19 protein-coding genes are annotated in these 16,545 nt (G+C 62.3%); 11 read left to right on the top strand and 8 right to left on the bottom strand.

All coding sequences use genetic code 11. From position 1 onward, the window contains the following. Positions 1–623 precede the first annotated feature (623 nt). Positions 624–1,403, bottom strand: a complete 780-nt coding sequence (yaaA, locus tag PVE35_RS20005; protein WP_277372762.1) for a peroxide stress protein YaaA — start codon at positions 1,401–1,403, stop codon at positions 624–626. Between the two features lie 640 nt (positions 1,404–2,043). On the opposite strand from yaaA, the gene PVE35_RS20000 reads away from it, so the two are divergent. The 4 genes from PVE35_RS20000 to moaE all read left to right on the top strand — a co-directional run bounded on the left by PVE35_RS20000 (position 2,044) and on the right by moaE (position 4,824). Beyond that, the gene (locus PVE35_RS20000; RefSeq protein ID WP_268178832.1) at positions 2,044–3,435 is read left to right on the top strand and encodes a PhoH family protein; all 1,392 of its coding nucleotides are present in this window, start codon (positions 2,044–2,046) and stop codon (positions 3,433–3,435) included. A 177-nt stretch (positions 3,436–3,612) separates the two neighbouring features. After that, on the top strand, positions 3,613–4,089 hold the full coding sequence (moaC, locus tag PVE35_RS19995; RefSeq protein WP_268178831.1) for a cyclic pyranopterin monophosphate synthase MoaC: 477 nt from the start codon (positions 3,613–3,615) through the stop codon (positions 4,087–4,089). Next, a complete protein-coding gene (locus tag PVE35_RS19990; protein ID WP_268178830.1) occupies positions 4,086–4,328 on the top strand; it encodes a MoaD/ThiS family protein in 243 nt (80 codons plus the stop codon). The genes moaC and PVE35_RS19990 overlap by 4 nt, the downstream gene beginning before the upstream one ends. Before the next feature lie 40 nt (positions 4,329–4,368). Further along, the gene (gene moaE, locus PVE35_RS19985) at positions 4,369–4,824 is read left to right on the top strand and encodes a molybdopterin synthase catalytic subunit MoaE (RefSeq protein WP_277372761.1); all 456 of its coding nucleotides are present in this window, start codon (positions 4,369–4,371) and stop codon (positions 4,822–4,824) included. 88 nt (positions 4,825–4,912) lie between these two features. On the opposite strand, the gene PVE35_RS19980 is transcribed toward moaE, so the two are convergent. Both PVE35_RS19980 and PVE35_RS19975 read right to left on the bottom strand, forming a co-directional pair. Beyond that, a complete protein-coding gene (locus PVE35_RS19980; protein WP_268178828.1) occupies positions 4,913–5,077 on the bottom strand; it encodes a hypothetical protein in 165 nt (54 codons plus the stop codon). Positions 5,078–5,145: 68 nt separating this feature from the next. Then, a complete protein-coding gene (locus PVE35_RS19975; protein ID WP_277372760.1) occupies positions 5,146–5,472 on the bottom strand; it encodes a Rieske (2Fe-2S) protein in 327 nt (108 codons plus the stop codon). 492 nt (positions 5,473–5,964) lie between these two features. On the opposite strand from PVE35_RS19975, the gene PVE35_RS19970 reads away from it, so the two are divergent. From PVE35_RS19970 to PVE35_RS19955, 4 genes are read left to right on the top strand one after another with little or no spacing between them, the layout of a single operon-like run. Continuing rightward, the gene (locus tag PVE35_RS19970; RefSeq protein ID WP_268178826.1) at positions 5,965–6,087 is read left to right on the top strand and encodes a hypothetical protein; all 123 of its coding nucleotides are present in this window, start codon (positions 5,965–5,967) and stop codon (positions 6,085–6,087) included. Continuing rightward, positions 6,087–7,121, top strand: coding sequence for an iron ABC transporter permease (locus PVE35_RS19965; RefSeq protein ID WP_277372759.1), 1,035 nt, complete (start codon positions 6,087–6,089; stop codon positions 7,119–7,121). The genes PVE35_RS19970 and PVE35_RS19965 overlap by 1 nt, the downstream gene beginning before the upstream one ends. Continuing rightward, entirely contained in the window at positions 7,121–7,888 is a 768-nt protein-coding gene (locus tag PVE35_RS19960) for a heme ABC transporter ATP-binding protein (RefSeq protein ID WP_277372758.1), read from the top strand. The genes PVE35_RS19965 and PVE35_RS19960 overlap by 1 nt, the downstream gene beginning before the upstream one ends. Before the next feature lie 20 nt (positions 7,889–7,908). Further along, positions 7,909–8,793 (top strand): ChaN family lipoprotein, encoded by an 885-nt coding sequence (locus PVE35_RS19955; RefSeq protein WP_277372757.1) that lies wholly within the window; start codon positions 7,909–7,911, stop codon positions 8,791–8,793. A gap of 264 nt (positions 8,794–9,057) precedes the next feature. Here PVE35_RS19955 and PVE35_RS19950 read toward each other — a convergent pair whose 3' ends face one another. The 4 genes from PVE35_RS19950 to PVE35_RS19935 form a co-directional block, all read right to left on the bottom strand. Beyond that, entirely contained in the window at positions 9,058–9,843 is a 786-nt protein-coding gene (locus PVE35_RS19950) for a cyclic nucleotide-binding domain-containing protein (RefSeq protein WP_268178822.1), read from the bottom strand. Between the two features lie 105 nt (positions 9,844–9,948). Beyond that, positions 9,949–10,221, bottom strand: coding sequence for a TfoX/Sxy family protein (locus tag PVE35_RS19945; RefSeq protein WP_268178821.1), 273 nt, complete (start codon positions 10,219–10,221; stop codon positions 9,949–9,951). A gap of 66 nt (positions 10,222–10,287) precedes the next feature. Next, positions 10,288–10,632 (bottom strand): pentapeptide repeat-containing protein, encoded by a 345-nt coding sequence (locus PVE35_RS19940; RefSeq protein ID WP_268178820.1) that lies wholly within the window; start codon positions 10,630–10,632, stop codon positions 10,288–10,290. Positions 10,633–10,713: 81 nt separating this feature from the next. Next, on the bottom strand, positions 10,714–12,276 hold the full coding sequence (locus PVE35_RS19935; RefSeq protein WP_277372756.1) for a bifunctional aminoglycoside phosphotransferase/ATP-binding protein: 1,563 nt from the start codon (positions 12,274–12,276) through the stop codon (positions 10,714–10,716). Between the two features lie 114 nt (positions 12,277–12,390). Between PVE35_RS19935 and mrcB the strand changes: the two genes are divergently transcribed. The 3 genes from mrcB to PVE35_RS19920 are packed head-to-tail and all read left to right on the top strand — an operon-like array spanning position 12,391 to position 15,768. After that, the gene (mrcB, locus tag PVE35_RS19930; protein WP_277372755.1) at positions 12,391–14,709 is read left to right on the top strand and encodes a penicillin-binding protein 1B; all 2,319 of its coding nucleotides are present in this window, start codon (positions 12,391–12,393) and stop codon (positions 14,707–14,709) included. A gap of 40 nt (positions 14,710–14,749) precedes the next feature. After that, positions 14,750–15,442 (top strand): tetratricopeptide repeat protein, encoded by a 693-nt coding sequence (locus PVE35_RS19925; protein WP_277372754.1) that lies wholly within the window; start codon positions 14,750–14,752, stop codon positions 15,440–15,442. Further along, positions 15,442–15,768 (top strand): YqcC family protein, encoded by a 327-nt coding sequence (locus tag PVE35_RS19920; protein WP_277372753.1) that lies wholly within the window; start codon positions 15,442–15,444, stop codon positions 15,766–15,768. Before PVE35_RS19925 ends, PVE35_RS19920 begins: the two co-directional genes overlap by 1 nt. Before the next feature lie 209 nt (positions 15,769–15,977). Here PVE35_RS19920 and PVE35_RS19915 read toward each other — a convergent pair whose 3' ends face one another. Next, positions 15,978–16,409: a DUF4124 domain-containing protein gene (locus PVE35_RS19915; RefSeq protein WP_268178815.1), complete on the bottom strand. Its 432-nt coding sequence runs from the start codon at positions 16,407–16,409 to the stop codon at positions 15,978–15,980. Between the last annotated feature and the right edge of the window lie 136 nt (positions 16,410–16,545).

Raw genomic sequence — 16,545 nt, 5'->3', positions numbered from 1 at the left:
TTTCACCTCGTCCGTTTGATGCAATTTAAAACCTGGCCACTTTATTTAGGCCAAGCGAGTCCTTGAACTTGCTGTACGGCAGTCAGCGAGTTCGTTTAGGCATAAGTAGAGGGTGGTGCTGGATGGAGCACCAGAATGGGGCCTTTATACTGGGTGATGGCCCTTGGATATTGTTTCGATTGCCCTGATGGAGGGCTCTATATCAATGGTCTGCAGTGCTTCGGTCTCTCCCTTATGCGCAGTTGAAGTTGGCTCGGTTGGAACTTTCGATATCACCTTAATAGCGCTTGGCTTATCAGGCGTAACGAGAAGTTACGAGCGATCATGGTGTGCGCTGTATGAGTTCGGGGCTTCCTTGATAGTTCCGACCGTTCGTCAAAATGCTGAACCGGAGCTGAACGGTAGTGGCTATTAAAATAATGGCATTATTGCAGCTTGCATGATGGCAACTTTGCAAGTTGCATGATGGCACGCGCCGTATTAATGCCTTGGCTGTTATGGGATAAAACCCGTGCGGATAAGTTCTATGTTTGGGAAGTTAAAGCTGAAAGTGTGAAGTAGTGCGGGGTTTGAGCGGGGAGGGGCGTGCCGCAAGGACGCGGCACGGGGGGAGGTGTGAGCGATCAGCCCTCGGGATGATCGCGCAGGAACACCAGGCTGTCGGCTTTCGAGTGTTCGGCCGAGTAGCGATAGCCCTGATAGGTAAAGTCCTTGAGGCCAGCAGGGTCGCGCAGGCGTTCCTTGATCACGTAGCGCGCCATCAGGCCGCGGGCCTTCTTGGCGTAGAAGCTGATGATCTTGTACTGGCCGTTCTTCAGATCCTTGAACTCGGTGTCGATGATGCGTGCATTGAGCGCCTTGCGCTTGACCGCGCCGAAGTACTCGTTGGACGCCAGGTTGAGCAGCACGTCATCGCCCTGTGCGGCCAGTGCCTCGTTCAGCCAGGTGCTGATGCGCTCGCCCCAGAAAGCGTAGAGATCCTTGCCGCGTGGGTTGGCCAACTTGGTGCCCATTTCCAGGCGGTAGGGCTGCATCAGATCCAGCGGGCGCAACACGCCATACAAGCCGGAGAGCATGCGCAGGTGCGCCTGGGCGAAGTCGAAATCTGCCTCGGAGAAATCCTCGGCATTCAAGCCGGTATAGACGTCGCCCTTGAATGCCAGCAAGGCCTGCTTGGCGTTCTCTGGGGTGAATTCGGGGTGCCAGCTACCGAAGCGTGCGGCATTGAGGCCGGCGAGCTTATCCGACAGACCCATCAGCTCGGCAATCTGCGCCGGGCTGAAGTCGCGTAGCTGAGCGATCAGTTCCTGGGCGTGGTCGAGGTATTCGGGTTGGGTGAAGCGCGGGGTTGCCGGCGGTGTCTCGTAGTCGAGGGTCTTGGCCGGTGAAATCACCATCAGCATGTGCAGGTCTCCAGAAAACGTGACGGCGATTCTAGAAGCATGGCGATAGGCAAGGCCACCTATCGGTGCGATTGAGCAAGGCGTTGTAGGAGCGAGCTCTGCTCGCGAAGGGGCTGGCAAGGATTCGGGTGGAGCACCCTCTGCAGGGCACCTCTAAAAACGTAGGCGAGACAGCCAGCGCAAGGCAAAAACAGGCGAAAAAGCGCAGTTTACGCGCTGTAAATGAGCATTTTGATCGGACTCGCGCACGAGCCTGTTTTTAACGCCGCGATGGCAACGCAGGTAGTTTTTAGAGGTGCCCTGCACCCGATTGGCACGGCGTGCTGCAAATGGGGGCGGGTGGGTGAAACGAATCGCAGCAGGTAGGACTTCGGACTGTAACCCTGTCACCTGGGGTCGCCAAGCGCTTTTCGTCGAGAAGAAAAATAAAGTTCAAAAAGCTGAAAAGTTCTTTTGCCTGTCATCTTTTTTGGAGTATCTAAAAAGCAAGACCGCCGAAACCTGCAGACAGGTGGCGGCCATTGGCCCTCACCTTGCTTGCCACCTTTCGGCCCCGATCTGAAAAATCGGCGGTCTCTGTCCGGCGCAGCACCGCCCTAGGTATTGCGTCGCCCGGCTACGACAAGAAGGTGACCGACGTATGGATGACCACGGACGCTCCAAGCCCACCGCTCCAACCCTCTACGCCCTCGACACCAACGTCCTGATCCACGACCCCAATGCCCTGCTGAACTTCGAGGAACACCACGTCGCCATTCCGATGACGGTGCTGGAGGAACTCGACAAACTGAAATCCGGCAAACATGGCGTCGCCGCCGAATGCCGCCAGGCGATCCGCCTGATCGATCAGATCCTCGCCGGGGCCGAACCCGAAGACGTCGAGTTCGGTGTACCCATCCAGCGCGGCAAGAGCGGCCCATGCGGCAGCCTGTCGATCCTCATGAGCAAGAGTGCCTCGCCGGTGACCTGGCTGCCGGAGAACCTCAACGACAACAAGATCATCAACCAGCTCGTCGAGCTGAAGACGCGCAATCCCGGTCTGTCCGTGGTGCTGGTGACCAAGGACATCAACATGCGCCTCAAGGCTCGTGCCTGTGGCATCGATGCCGAGGACTACCACACCGACCAGTTGGTGGATGACGTCTCGCTGCTATCCAAAGGCTATCACGATCTGCCCGGCTCGTTCTGGGATCGCGTGAGCAAGGTGGAGACGCGCCAGGATCACGGCCGCACCTGGCATCGCGTGCAGCTCACCGACAACCTGCCGGCGGTGCACGTCAACGAGTTCATCCTCGATGAGCAAGGCTTCGTCGGCTGGATCAAGGCGATCAAGGGTGACGAACTGGTCATCCTCGACATGCACCAGGAGCCGCTGCTGCATCAGGAAGCCTGGGGCCTGAAACCGCGCGATATCCACCAGGCGCTGGCGCTGTTCGCGCTGCTCGACCCGGACATCCATCTGGTCAACCTGTCCGGCGCCGCCGGCTCCGGCAAGACCATCCTGGCGCTGGCTGCGGCCATCGAGCAGACCATGGTCAGCAAGCGTTACCGGCGCATCATCGCCACCCGCAGCGTGCAGGGGCTGGATCAGGAGATCGGCTTTCTGCCCGGCACCGAGGCGGAGAAGATGGAGCCCTGGCTCGGCGCCATCACCGACAACCTCGAAGCGCTGCACATGGACGACGAGAGCACCCATGGCAGCGTCGACTACATCCTGCAGAAGGTGCCGCTGCAATTTAAATCCCTCAACTACATCCGCGGGCGCAGCTTCCAACAGAGCCTGATCCTCATCGACGAGTGCCAGAACCTCACCCCACACCAGATGAAGACCATCATCACCCGCGCCGGCAGCGGCTCGAAGGTGGTGTGCCTGGGTAACCTGGCGCAGATCGACACCCCCTACCTGTCGGCGCCCAGCTCGGGCCTGACCTACCTCACCGAACGCTTCAAGGATTTCCCCCACGGCGTTCACATCACCCTGCAAGGCGTACCGCGCTCGATCCTGGCGGAGTACGCCGAAAGCCACATGTAGCTACAAGCTGCAAGTAAAAGACCCGGAGCCTTCGCAGGCTCCGGGTCTTCGTTTTCAGCCTGTAGCCCGGATGCAATCCGGGGACGCTTGGCACCCCAATCCCCGGATTGCATCCGGGCTACGGTACTTGCCGCCTGCTATTGCTACAATCGGTCGATTCCCGTCAGGAGTTTTGCCGTGCTGACCCACCTCGATTCCCAAGGCCGTGCGCACATGGTCGATGTCACCGACAAGGCGACCACCTTCCGTGAGGCCAGCGCCGAAGCGCGCGTGCGCATGCTGCCCGCCACCCTGCAGATGATCGTCGCCGGTGAGCACCCCAAGGGCGATGTGTTCGCCGTGGCGCGCATCGCCGGCATCCAGGCGGCGAAGAAAACCAGCGATCTGATCCCTCTGTGCCACCCGCTGATGCTTACCGGGGTCAAGGTCGAGTTGAGCGCCGAGGGTGACGACGCGGTGCGCATCGTCGCGCGCTGCAAACTGTCCGGCCAGACCGGGGTCGAAATGGAAGCGCTGACGGCTGCCAGCGTCGCCGCGCTGACCATCTACGACATGTGCAAGGCGGTGGATCGCGGCATGGTGATCGAGCAAGTACGCTTGCTGGAAAAACTCGGCGGCAAGAGCGGTCACTACAAGCTGGAGGAGCAAGCATGATCCGCGTGCAGTATTTCGCCCGTTACCGTGAAGCCCTGGGCCGTGACGAGGAACAGGTCAGCGGCGACTTCGTCACCCTCGACGACCTGCGCCTGCACCTGCTGGCCCGTGGCGGCGAGTGGGAGGTGCTCAGCGAGCAGAACCTGATGTGCGCGCGCAATCAGGAACTGTGCAGCCTCGACGAGCCGCTGGCCGAAGGCGACGAGGTGGCCTTCTTTCCCACCGTTACCGGTGGCTGATGCCGCCCCTGACCATCGCTACCCTCGAGAGAACCAGCGCATGACCGTCCGCGTCCAAGCCCAACCCTTCGATCCCGGCAGCGAACTCAATGCTCTGCATGCCGCCAACCTCGGCATCGGCGCGGTGGTCAGCTTCGTCGGCTACGTGCGCGACTTCAACGAGGGGCGCGAAGTCGGCGGCATGTTTCTCGAACACTTCCCCGGCATGACCGAAAAGGCCCTGGCCAAGATTGCCGAGCAAGCGCGCGAGCGCTGGCCGTTGCTGGGTACCGAGATCATTCACCGCATCGGTCGCCTGGAGCCGGGCGAGCCCATCGTCTTCGTCGGCGTCAGCAGCGCTCACCGACAGGCCGCGTTCGATGCCTGCAACTTCGTCATGGATTATCTCAAGACCCGGGCGCCCTTCTGGAAGAAGGAAGATACCGCCGAGGGCCCGCGTTGGGTGGAAGGGCGCGACAGCGATCAGGTCGCTGCCGAGCGCTGGCAACGGCCGTAGGGTGCGCTGCGCGCACCGGCTCTTCGTAACGCCATGCCTGCATGAATAGCGATCGGTGCGCATGGCGCACCCTACGGTGGTCAGAGCCCTATGCCAACGCCAGGTGCACCCGCAGGGCAATGGGCACCAGCATGATCAGTACGCCGAAACCCAGCAGGCGCACGCCCCACTCGTGCTCGCGAAAGTTGAAACCCACCCCCAGCAGCAGAAAGCCGCCAATCAGCAGTGCCAACATCAGATGATAGTGATCCATTGCCCGTCTCCCGCGCGATGACCCTGATTGCAGTCTAGTCGCTTGGCTGGGCCCGAGCCTGACAGGGATCAAGATTCGCTGCCCAGCAGCCAGATGCTGCCGGCTTCCTCGCGGCAGGGCAGGGCCTGCAGTGCCTGCCCGGCACAGGGGCCGGCCACGCATTCACCGGAGTCGATGAGAAACAGTGCACCATGGGTGGCGCAACGAATCAGGCTGGCGCTGTCGTCGAGAAAGTCGTCCGGCTGCCATTGCAAGGACACGCCACGATGCGGGCAGCGGTTGCGGTAGGCATGCACCTGGCCGTCCTTGCGCACCACGAGCAGATGCAGATCATCGAGGTTGAAGCCCCGGCTCCGGCTTTCGGCCAGTTCGTCCGAGGCGCATAGGCGGATCATGGTGACCTCCCAGGGCTGGTGGCGGATTATGGCGCAAGTGCCGCCGGTCGGTCAGCAGTCCAGGGCTGCAATGCGAGCGCTCCTGGCTTTGATGATGGAAGGTCAAGTGGCCTGAGCATCAGGTCGTTTTCGACAATCCGGTTGCTTATCGCGTTTCGCTGATTCCATCACTCGAGCGTTCAGGGCGACCTTTTCCTCAATCCTGTAGCGAGTTCAGTTGCGACAGGCTTTGGGTTCGTACCTGGCCATGATCTCGAATAAACTTTCCCTTTGTGGCGAATCCTTGGCTGCAGTGGAGGGCACCTCTAATGGCTACCTTCGTTGCCATCGCAGCGTTAAAAACATACTCGTGCGCGAGTCCGAGCTGGGCGCCCCCATCAAAATGCTCATTTACAAAGCGTAAGCTACGCTTTTTTCGCCTGTTTTGCGGGGCCGCCATCGGTTGCGCTGGCCGCCTCGCCTAGGTTTTTAGAAGGATCCTGGAGAGATGGGATGACCCTCATGCTGGAACCTGTGCTGTTCGGCCTGATGGCACTTGCCGACGCCTTGCCGCAGCGCCTGGTGCAACTGGCGGCCGCGTTCCATCTACATCTTTTCTATGGCGGCAGCCGCTGATGTCATCGTGTCGACCTCGCACCTTGTTGCTGGCGCTGAGCGCGCTGTTGCTTCTGAGCATCTGGTTGTCGCTGACCCTGGGGGCGGTGAGCCTGCCCTTGGCGGACACGGCTCTTGCCCTGCTGCGACTGCTCGGTGCGCCGGTTGGCAGTGAGGGCTCGCAGCAGGCCGCGCTGATCGTCGCACAGATTCGCATGCCGCGTACCTTGCTGGGGCTCTGCGTTGGCGCCGTGCTGGCGTTGACCGGGGTGGCCATGCAGGGGCTGTTTCGCAATCCGTTGGCCGATCCGGGCCTGGTCGGGGTCTCGGGTGGTGCCGCGCTGGGAGCTGCCCTGGCTATAGTCGGGGGCAGCCAACTGGGCAGTCTGCCGCCGACCTGGTCGCCTTACGTACTGTCGCTGAGCGCTTTCCTCGGTGGCCTGCTGGTCACGGCCCTGGTCTATCGCCTGGGCCGCCGCGATGGCCAGACTCAGGTGGCCACCATGCTCCTGGCCGGGGTGGCGATGACCGCCCTGGCTGGTGCTGGTGTCGGCCTGTTCACCTACCTGGCCGACGATGCCACCTTGCGCAGCCTGACCTTCTGGAACCTGGGCAGCCTTAATGGCGCCAGTTATTCGCGCCTGTGGCCGCTGCTGCTGGTCGCTGTCGGCGTGGCCTGTTGGCTGCCGCGCCGCGCGGCGGCGCTCAATGCCTTGCTGTTGGGCGAGTCGGAGGCCCGCCACCTGGGCTTCGAGGTCGAGCGTCTGAAGCGCGAGCTGGTCCTGTGCACGGCACTGGGTGTCGGCGCGGCGGTAGCGGCAGCCGGATTGATCGGTTTCGTCGGCCTGGTGGTGCCGCATCTGATGCGTCTGCTGGTGGGGCCGGATCACCGGGTGTTGCTGCCTGCTTCGCTGCTGGCGGGCGCCAGCCTGTTGCTGCTGGCCGACCTGTTGGCGCGCATGCTGCTGGCGCCCGCCGAGTTGCCGATCGGCATTGTCACCGCACTGATCGGCGCGCCGTTCTTTCTCTATCTGCTGGTGCGAGGACGAGCCTGATGCTGCGCGCGGACGATCTCGGCGTGCGCCGTGGCGATAATTTGGTGCTGCAGGGCATCGATCTGCAGGTGCAGCCTGGCGCCGTACTCGGGGTACTCGGACCCAACGGCGCCGGCAAGAGCACGCTGCTGGCGGCCTTGAGCGGCGAGGTGGCGGCGTGCCAGGGCAGCGTCAGTCTGGACGGGCGGCCCTTGGCCAGTTGGCCAGGGCAGGCGCGAGCGCAGCGTCTGGCGGTCTTGCCGCAAAGCTCCAGTCTGAGTTTCGCCTTTGCCGTGCGTGAGGTGGTGGCCATGGGCCGCCTGCCGCATGCCAGCGGGCGCCAGCGCGACGCTGAAATCGTGCTACAGGCGCTGCGTGCCGCCGATATCGAACACCTGGCCTCGCGCAGTTATCTGACGCTTTCCGGCGGCGAACGCCAGCGTGTGCACCTGGCTCGCGTTCTGGCGCAGTTATGGCCGGGTGAGCAGAGCTGCAGCCTGCTGCTCGACGAGCCGACATCGGCGCTCGACCCACTGCATCAGCACACCACCCTGGCGGCGGTTCGTGCGTTCGCCCAGCGCGGCGCGGCCGTGCTGGTGATCCTGCATGACCTCAATCTGGCCGCGCGTTACTGCGATCACCTGGTGCTCCTGCATCTGGGCCGTGTGCAGGCGCAGGGTTCGCCCGACCAGGTGCTGCAGGCCGACCTGTTGCGCAGTGTGTTCGGGCTGGAGGTCTTGATCCAGCGCCATCCCGAGCGTGATCATCCGCTGATCGTCGCGCGTTGAAACCTGCTGGAGCCTGCCTCATGCGCATTCTTTTCCTGTGCGGCCTGTTGTTGCTGGCTGCTTGTCAGTCGCACGTCATCCTGCCGCCCCCGCAGCCCTTGGCGCCTCTGGCGCGCGAACATGCCGAACTCGGGCAGATCCACGACCTGCGTACGGGCGAGCGAATCTCCCCGGAGCGTTTGCTCGAACGTCTGGCCAGTGTGCAGCGGGTATTGGTGGGAGAACGGCACGACAATCCGGATCACCATGCCCTGCAGCTCTGGCTGTCGCGTGGCCTGGCCGCGTACCGGGCGCAAGGCAGCGTACTGATGGAAATGATCAACCCGGATCAGCAGGTGCGTGTCACCCAGGCGCAAGGCGACAGCCGTGCCGGCACGCCGCCGCAGGATCCCATCGCGGCACTGGCCTGGCAGCCCGGCTGGAGCTGGTCGCTGTACGGGCCGCTGGTGCTGTACCAGTTGCGTCAGCCTTATCCGCTGCTGGCGGCTAACCTGGATCGTGACGAGATTCAGCGCATCTATCGGCAGCGGCCGGCGCTGGTCGGCGAACGTTCCAATGCCACGCAGGTACAGCAGCGTCTGCTGCAGGACATTCGTCTCTCGCATTGCGACATGCTGCCGCAAAGCCAGTTGCCTGCCATGCTTGCCGTGCAGCAACAGCGTGATCGACGCATGGCCGAGGCGCTGCTGGCGGCGCCGCAGCCGAGCCTGCTGCTGGCTGGCGCCTTTCATGTGCGCAAGGATCTCGGCGTGCCGCTGCACCTGGCGGATCTGCAGGCACCGGGAAGCCAGGCGGTGTTGCTGCTGGCCGAGGTGGGCCAGCGGGTGGATGCGCAGATGGCTGATTACGTCTGGTACACGGCGCGCATGCCGCAAGAGGATTTCTGCGCCCACTTCAAGCGCTGAACGGGGCACTGCTTTTCTGCAGGTAAAAAAAGACCCGGCAAGAGCCGGGTCAATAACCGTGATTAGCCTGATGAGGAGATAATCTGAAGAGTCCGACTGAATGGTCTCTTTAGCTTATCGGCTGATCTCGCGACCAGTTGAGGTAATAATAACAATTCTCATTCTGGAGTCAACGCCTTTTTGAGAATTTTTCTCAACTTTTCCCAGGCCCTCAAAATAAAGAGCCCCGGCACATGGCCGGGGCTCTGTCTTGCAGGCAGCGAGCTAGCTACGCAACTGAGTGACTTCCTTGTTCAGCAGGTCGATGCGCCGGGCCATGCTCTCGATCAGGCTGTGGGCGATGCGTGGATTGCTCTGCATCAGGCCGAGGAACTGATCCTTGGGAATCACCATGACGGTGCACGGCTCGCTGGCCACTACGGTGGCGCTGCGTTTCTCACGGGTGAAGACGGCCATGGCACCGAAGATTTCGTCCTTCTGCACGTCACCAACCTTCTGCCCGTCGACATAGGCTTCGGCATGGCCTTCGATGATGATGAACACATGGTCGGCATCGTCGCCCTGATGAATCAGTTCCTCGCCGGCAGCGAAGTGCTGGAAGCCGGTGGCGGGGCGAATTTCCGGCTGCTTGAGGCGTACCAGGGCATCGGAGAGCAGAGCCGTTTGACCGATGAGGTAATGGATGAACTGCTCCTGGCGCTGTTCGTCGGCATGGATGTGCTGGAACACTTCGCTACGGGAATAGGGCGTCAGGCTCAGCGGTTCTTCGCTGCTGTAACGGCAACTGGGCAGTTCGATGCCTTGGCGCAGGCCGACCAGGTCGCCTTCCTGCAGATAGAACAGCGGACGTTCGTCGACCAGCGCATGAAGCAGACCACTCTCGATGATGAATAGCTGATTGCCTGGCAGAACCTTGGCCAGATCGTCCGTACGCTCGATGAGCAGTGGTTCGCCTATGGGCTCGAGCCCGGCCAGCAGTTGAGCGGGGATGCTCTGTAGGCGATTGATCAACTGATTGGCGTAGGCCGGTTGCTCCCCGAGTAAATACATGACGGTAATTCCTTGAACGGGCTGGGCTGGCGAAGGGTACGGACGTCCCTGAAACAATAGGCGGTGGCGCTTGCCTCGGCAATCCTTGCGCTCAGGTGTTGTGAGCTAACTCTTGTTGTGTGGCGGGGCTTCTTGCAATTCGCCGTTGAGCGCCGCCTTGTGTGTCGCTGACAACTCGCTCCAATGGATGTCGAGCAGGGCGCCCTCGATGGCGTAGAGCAATACCTTCGAGGCGCGAAACCCTCTGGAACGTACCGCTCGATAGGCGCCTACAGCACCGTGGCGGCGCAGGTCGCCAGCGGTATGGATGCCGACCGCATGCAGCCATTGGGCAGATGTCTTGCCGAGGTTCTTCAGGCGTTGCAGTTCGTCGTTCACCGGGCCTCCCTGCGTCTATGCGCTATTCGTCAGCCAGGGGCTGCGGGTGGTCTAGAGTCTATGCCGCTATTTGGTGCGATAACGCAGGCGTGTGCCGAAATTCACCGACATGAGAATCTCATCGGCTGTCAGTTCGACGGGGAAATAGGTACCGGAAATCTGCGCATGGGCCAGGCTGGCGCCTTCTATCTTGGTATGACGGAAATCCAGGCCGCGTAGGTCTGCGCCACGGAAGTAGGCGTCAGTGAAATTGACCAATTCGGTATCCATGTTGCGCAGATCGAGGCCGCGGAAGTCTCCGCCCGACAGATCGACCTCCACATCCTTGGGTTTCTGGGCATTGAAACCTTTGATGTCGTCGTTGTGCAGCAGACGATAGAGCGGATGATCGAGCTGGCGTGGCTGGTTCATGGCATGTACCGATTGCGGGCTTACCGCCAGTATAGAAGGTGCCGCACACTTTGCCTGGTGTGCAGCGCCAGTGGTCGGGCGTCAGATGCCCGGCAGTTTCTGACGAATGCGCTCGAGCAGGCCATCCAGGCTGGCGCTGTCGTGGGTGTCGACATGGCCGGTATGCTGCAGCTCTTGGGCATCGAGTGGCTCGCGACTGGCCTGCTGAGCCTGGATCACTTCCAGGGTGGCGTCGGATGGATCCTGGCCTTCGCTCTGCCGCTGGCTTAGCCAACTGGCGATCACGGCTTCCGGTGCCTGGCAGTCGAGGATGAGGAAGGGCGTGCCGGTGCTTTCCGCCACCTGCCAGGCCGCCTGGCGTTGCGCTGCCTTCAGATAGGTGGCATCGATGACCACGGCGAAACCGGCCTGCAATGCCTGTTGCGCCAGTTGGTGCAGGCGCTCGTAGGTGGCCTTGCTGGCATCGGCGCTGTAGATGCCGCCCTGCAGTTGGCCTTGCTGGGAGGCCTGCTGCTGACCGAACAGGCGTTTACGTTCGACATCCGAGCGCAGGCGGATGGCACCCAGGGCTTCCACCAGACGCATGGCGACATGGCTCTTGCCGACGGCCGAGACGCCATGGGTGATGGCCAGGAAGGGCGTGGGAATGGCGCTGTAGCTTTCCGCCAGGGCGGCATAGGCACGGTACTGACGCAGGATCACTGCTCGTTGCACCGAGTCCTGCTCCTGGCTCAGGCGGAACAGTGCTACCTTGCCGCGCACCATGGCGCGATAGGCCTTGTAGAAATTGAGCAGTTGCAGGGCCTGGTAGTCGCCGGTCTGTTCCAGCCAGGCGCTGATGAAGCGTCGCGACATGCACTTGAGGCCACGATCTTCGAGATCCATGGCCAGGAAGGCGGCATCCGAGGCGATGTCGATCAGGCGGAACGGCTCGTTGAATTCGATACAGTCGAACAACACCACCTGTCCATCGATCTGGGCGACATTGCCCAGGTGGATGTCGCCGTGGCATTCGCGGATGAACCCCTGCGCCTTGCGCTCGGCTAACAAGGGTTGCAGGCGATCGTAGCTGGACTGGGCCCAGGCTTCCAGGGCGTCGAGCTGCAACAGGTCGTTCTTGTCGTTGAGCAGCGGGCGAATCTGCTCGAAATTCTGTTGCACTGGTGCCATAACCGCCTCCGGCGTGCCCAGCGGATGATCCTGGGCGACCTGCGGGGCGCTGAGGTGGAAGCGCGCGATCTGGCTGGCCAGGGCATCGATATGCCGTTCATCCAGCTCGCCGCGTTCCTGAATGGCGCTGAGGAGCTGACTTTGCGGAAACTGGCGCATCTTCAGGGCATATTCGATGGCAGGCCCTTCGCCGCCCAGGGTGGGTGCCTGTTCGCTGCCATTGATCGACAGCACCTCCAGGTAAAGCCCTTGGGTCAGGCGTTGGTTGAGGCGCAGTTCTTCCGCACAGAAATGTTGCCGTGCAGACAGCTCGGTAAAGTCGAGAAAGCCGAAGTTGACCGGCTTTTTGATCTTGTAGGCATAGGGGCCCGTGAGCAAAACCCAGGAAATGTGTGTCTCAATCACGCGAAACTCTTCCACCGGGTGTGGATAGAGGGCTGGGTTCTGTAGCGCGGCAATCAGGCTTTGGCTCACGTTCGTTCCTTGTCTTTACGCTGTTCGAGCTGGGCATTATGGCCGCTGTGAACGGCCATGCAAACCATTCGGCCAGTCCTGCTGGCCCCTGTGTAAAGTGCGTATAATCCCGCCATGACTCGAAAAAGCTCCTCTCGCTCCAGCAAGAAAACCCGTTCTTCCGGCCTGCGTCCCTGGCTTGCCTGGGGCTTCAAGCTGGGCCTCGTCGGCCTGGTGATACTCGCCGGTTTCGCCGTCTATCTCGATGCCGTGGTGCAGGAGAAATTCTCCGGCAAGCGCTGGACCGTGCCGGCCAAGGTCTATGCCAGACCGCTGGAGCTGTTCGTTGGGCAGAAACTGAGCAAGGACGACTTCCTGCGCGAACTCGACGCACTCGGCTACCGCCGCCAGAGCAGTGCCGACGGCCCTGGAGCGGTGGCCGTTGCCGGCAATACCATCGACATGTACAGCCGGGGGTTCCAGTTCTACGAGGGCGCTGAGCCCGCCCGGCAGATTCGCGTGCGCTTCTCCGGTGACTACGTGGCCGGCCTGACCCAGGCCGGTGGCGCCAACCTCGCGGTGGCGCGGCTCGAACCTCTGCTGATCGGCGGTCTCTACCCGGCGCATCAGGAGGATCGCATCCTGATTAAGATCGATCAGGTGCCGGCTTATCTGATCGATGCCCTGGTGGCCGTCGAGGATCGTGACTATTTCGAGCACTTCGGCATATCGCCCAAGGGCATCGTCCGTGCCATCTGGATCAACGCCACCTCCGGGCGCCTGGTGCAGGGGGGCAGTACCCTGACCCAGCAGCTCGTCAAGAACTTCTACCTGACCAACGAGCGCACCCTGCTGCGCAAGGCCACCGAAGCCATGATGGCGGTGCTGCTGGAGCTGCATTACGACAAGCGCGAGATTCTCGAGGCCTACCTCAACGAGGTCTTCCTCGGCCAGGACGGCCAGCGCGCCATCCATGGTTTCGGTCTGGCCAGCCAGTATTTTTTCAGTCAGCCGATTTCCGAGCTCAAGCTGGAGCAGGTCGCGCTGCTGGTGGGCATGGTCAAGGGGCCGACCTACTTCAACCCCAGGCGCAACCCAGAGCGGGCGCTGGCACGGCGCAACCTGGTGCTCGATCTGCTCGCCGAGCAGGGTTCGATCACGCCCGAAGAGGCGGCCGCAGCCAAGCAGAAGCCACTGGGCGTGACGCAGCGTGGGCGCATGGCCGACAGTTCCTTCCCGGCCTTCCTCGATCTGGTCAAGCGCCAGTTGCGCGAGGATTACCGCGAGCAGGATCTGACCGAGGAGGGGCTGCGCATCTTCACCAGTTTCGACCCCATTCTGCAGCTCAAGGCCGAGGAAGCCCTGGCTGATACGATGAAACGCCTGGCCGGCCGCAAGGGCGTGGATGAGGTGCAGGCCGGCATGGTGGTGACCAATCCGGAAACCGGCGAGATCCAGGCACTGCTCGGTAGCCGTCAGCCGCGCTTCGCCGGCTTCAACCGTGCGCTGGACGCGGTACGGCCGATCGGCTCGCTGGTCAAACCGGCCATCTACCTGTCGGCACTGGAGCGCCCGAGTCAGTACACTCTGACCAGTTGGCTCGAGGATGAGCCCTTCTCCGTGAAAGGGCAGGACGGTCAGGTGTGGACGCCGCAGAACTATGATCGCAAGGCCCATGGCAATATCTTCCTGTATCAGGGCTTGGCCAACTCCTACAACCTGTCGACGGCCAAGCTCGGCCTGGAAATCGGTGTGCCCAAGGTGCTCCAGACCCTCGAGCGCCTGGGAGTGAAACGCCAGTGGCCGGCCTATCCGTCGATGTTACTGGGGGCGGGCGCATTGACACCGATGGAAGTCACGGAGATGTACCAGACCCTGGCCAATGGCGGCTTCAACACGCCGCTGCGTGGTATTCGCAGCGTGCTGACCGCCGATGGTCAACCACTGGGCCGTTACCCGTTCAAGATCCAGCAGCGCTTCGATCCGGGGGCCATCTATCTGGTGCAGAATGCCATGCAGCGCGTCATGCGCGAGGGCACCGGGCGTTCGGTCTACAGCCAGTTGCCCAGCTCCTTGAACCTGGCCGGCAAGACCGGCACCAGCAACGACTCGCGCGATAGCTGGTTCGCCGGCTTCAGCCAGGATCTGCTGGCAGTGGTCTGGCTCGGCCGTGACGACAACGGCCCGACCCCTCTGACCGGCGCCACTGGCGCGCTGCAGGTTTGGACAGGCTTCATGCGCAAAGCCGATCCCTTGCCGCTGGACATGCCCCAGCCGGATAACGTGACCATGGCCTGGGTCGACCGCAGCACCGGGCAAGGCTCCGCTTCCGGGTGCCCGAATGCCATACAGATGCCTTATATTCGCGGCAGTGAACCGACTCCCGGCCCCGGCTGTGGCATCCAGGCACCGGTCGACTCGGTGATGGACTGGGTACGTGGCTGGCTGCAATGATCGGTCGGGCCGTTTTCACGCTTACTGAAGAGGACTGGATGTGAACAAGAAGTGGCTTGTCGCCCTGCTGACAGCGGCTCTGGGTGGTTGCAGCAGCGTGCCGCAGGGTTCGATTCCCGTGGTCGATGCCGGTACGCCGCTGTCGGCTGGGCGCATTGCCGGTGCCAGCGCACCAACGCCGGCGCAGGCGCAAACGCAACAGATCGAAGAAGACTCCGGCGTGGTGGTGATGGTGCCGCAGGGCGCCGTTTCCACGCCCCTGCAGACCGGCCCGCAGGCTGCCCCGTCCAGCGGTGGTCTGACCTTCGACGAACCACCGATCAGCGCCCCGCAGGGCAATGTCTACAGCCCGGCGCCCAGTGCGCCCAGCGGCATTCCCAGTGGCGGTGGGCTGGCGGCGGACGAACAGCTCGATGGCCCGGTACTGGCCTTGCTGACCACCGCTCAGCAGCAGCAGGGTAGCGGCGACCTCAATGGCGCCTCCTCCAGTCTCGAGCGTGCCCAGCGTATCGCCCCGCGCGAGCCGCAGGTGCTCTACCGTCTGGCCGAGGTGCGCCTGGCCCAGGGCGATGCGGCACAGGCCGAGCAGTTCGCGCGGCGTGGTCTGACCTACGCCTCGGGGCGCCCTGCCTTGCAGGCCAGCCTGTGGAACCTCATCGCCCAGGCACGCGAGCGTCAGGGCGACCCGGCAGGCGCAGCCAAGGCGCGTGAGCAAGCGCGGGTCACCCTGTGATGGATAAACGAACCGCTCAGGTTGCCGAGCAACTGCTGTTGATCGAGCGCGAGTTGCGTCAGCTAGGCTGGTGGCAGAGCGAGGCGCCCAGTGCCGAGGCACTGGCCAGCCAGGCGCCGTTCTGCGTCGATACCCTGGCCTTCGAGCAATGGTTGCAGTGGATCTTTCTGCCGCGCATGAAAATGCTGCTGGAAAGCGCCAGCCCGTTGCCGAGGGCATCGGGGATCAAGGAAATGGCCGAGATGGCCTATCGCGAGCAGCCGCACCGGGCGCGCGTGTTGCTCGAACTGCTGGGGGAGTTCGACCGCCTGCTGACACGCGCCTGATCCAGGCGCATGCCCGCCTTACTCAGACTGTGTGAAAACTACTGCGCTTGCTCATGCTGCGTTAAAAAACGGCTCGGGCGCGAGTCCGAGCTAGGCGCCCCCATCAAAAATGCTCATTTACAGCGCGTAAACCCGAATGCGGGCCCAGTGCTTTTTTCGCCGTTTTTTGCCTTGCCTGACCTGCGCTCGCTACGTTTTCACACGGTCTGTTACTGGCGGCAGTTCTCGTCGATGGATTTCTTCAGTTCGGCGATGCGCTTCTGGCGCTCGTCCTCGCCGATGCGGCGCAACTCGCCATCCTCACCCTCGATGCGTACGCGAGGGTTGTTTTCCAGTTGCGCAAGGTTGGTGCGGGCGCCCTCGCAGTATTTCTTGCGCTCGGCTTCCTGCTTGGCCACCTGATCCTTCACCTTCTCATCGATGGCCTGCTGCTGCCTGTCGACCTCCGGGACCGGCTCGGCAGGCGCGACAGAATGCGGTGGTGGGTTGGCCGTGTTGATGGTGGTGGCCTCCTGGCCTTGCGGTGGCTGCGCGCCGAAGTGCGTCACGCCCTTGTCGTCGACCCACTTGTACACCTGGCTGGCCAGGGTCGAGGTGCTCAGGGCGAGCAACAGACTGCCGGTAAGAATCATGAGGCGCATGCGTTTTCCTTTATCGAGCACTGCGGTACTGCTGGTTACTATAACCAAAAGCGCTGATTGTTCATCCTGCGCTGCGTCACAGGCGAGATGGAAGATATCGCCACGCATCGCTTGACTTGCCTGCGACTAACCCGAA

Origin of the sequence: Pseudomonas sp. AA-38, from assembly GCF_029457475.1 — a bacterium.
Taxonomy (GTDB): domain Bacteria; phylum Pseudomonadota; class Gammaproteobacteria; order Pseudomonadales; family Pseudomonadaceae; genus Aquipseudomonas.
This window is presented reverse-complemented; position numbering and strand designations above follow the sequence as displayed.

Excerpts from the sequence above, each read along its gene's own strand:
- PVE35_RS19940 (WP_268178820.1), bottom strand. The coding sequence starts at position 10,632 with ATGAACCAGCCACGCCAGCTCGATCATCCGCTCTATCGTCTGCTGCAC.
- PVE35_RS19950 (WP_268178822.1), bottom strand. The coding sequence starts at position 9,843 with ATGTATTTACTCGGGGAGCAACCGGCCTACGCCAATCAGTTGATCAAT.
- moaE (WP_277372761.1), top strand. The coding sequence starts at position 4,369 with ATGACCGTCCGCGTCCAAGCCCAACCCTTCGATCCCGGCAGCGAACTC.
- PVE35_RS19915 (WP_268178815.1), bottom strand. The coding sequence starts at position 16,409 with ATGCGCCTCATGATTCTTACCGGCAGTCTGTTGCTCGCCCTGAGCACC.
- PVE35_RS20000 (WP_268178832.1), top strand. The coding sequence starts at position 2,044 with ATGGATGACCACGGACGCTCCAAGCCCACCGCTCCAACCCTCTACGCC.
- yaaA (WP_277372762.1), bottom strand. The coding sequence starts at position 1,403 with ATGCTGATGGTGATTTCACCGGCCAAGACCCTCGACTACGAGACACCG.
- PVE35_RS19975 (WP_277372760.1), bottom strand. The coding sequence starts at position 5,472 with ATGATCCGCCTATGCGCCTCGGACGAACTGGCCGAAAGCCGGAGCCGG.
- PVE35_RS19955 (WP_277372757.1), top strand. The coding sequence starts at position 7,909 with ATGCGCATTCTTTTCCTGTGCGGCCTGTTGTTGCTGGCTGCTTGTCAG.
- PVE35_RS19990 (WP_268178830.1), top strand. The coding sequence starts at position 4,086 with ATGATCCGCGTGCAGTATTTCGCCCGTTACCGTGAAGCCCTGGGCCGT.
- PVE35_RS19970 (WP_268178826.1), top strand. The coding sequence starts at position 5,965 with ATGACCCTCATGCTGGAACCTGTGCTGTTCGGCCTGATGGCACTTGCC.
- PVE35_RS19965 (WP_277372759.1), top strand. The coding sequence starts at position 6,087 with ATGTCATCGTGTCGACCTCGCACCTTGTTGCTGGCGCTGAGCGCGCTG.
- PVE35_RS19960 (WP_277372758.1), top strand. The coding sequence starts at position 7,121 with ATGCTGCGCGCGGACGATCTCGGCGTGCGCCGTGGCGATAATTTGGTG.
- mrcB (WP_277372755.1), top strand. The coding sequence starts at position 12,391 with ATGACTCGAAAAAGCTCCTCTCGCTCCAGCAAGAAAACCCGTTCTTCC.
- PVE35_RS19920 (WP_277372753.1), top strand. The coding sequence starts at position 15,442 with ATGGATAAACGAACCGCTCAGGTTGCCGAGCAACTGCTGTTGATCGAG.
- PVE35_RS19980 (WP_268178828.1), bottom strand. The coding sequence starts at position 5,077 with ATGGATCACTATCATCTGATGTTGGCACTGCTGATTGGCGGCTTTCTG.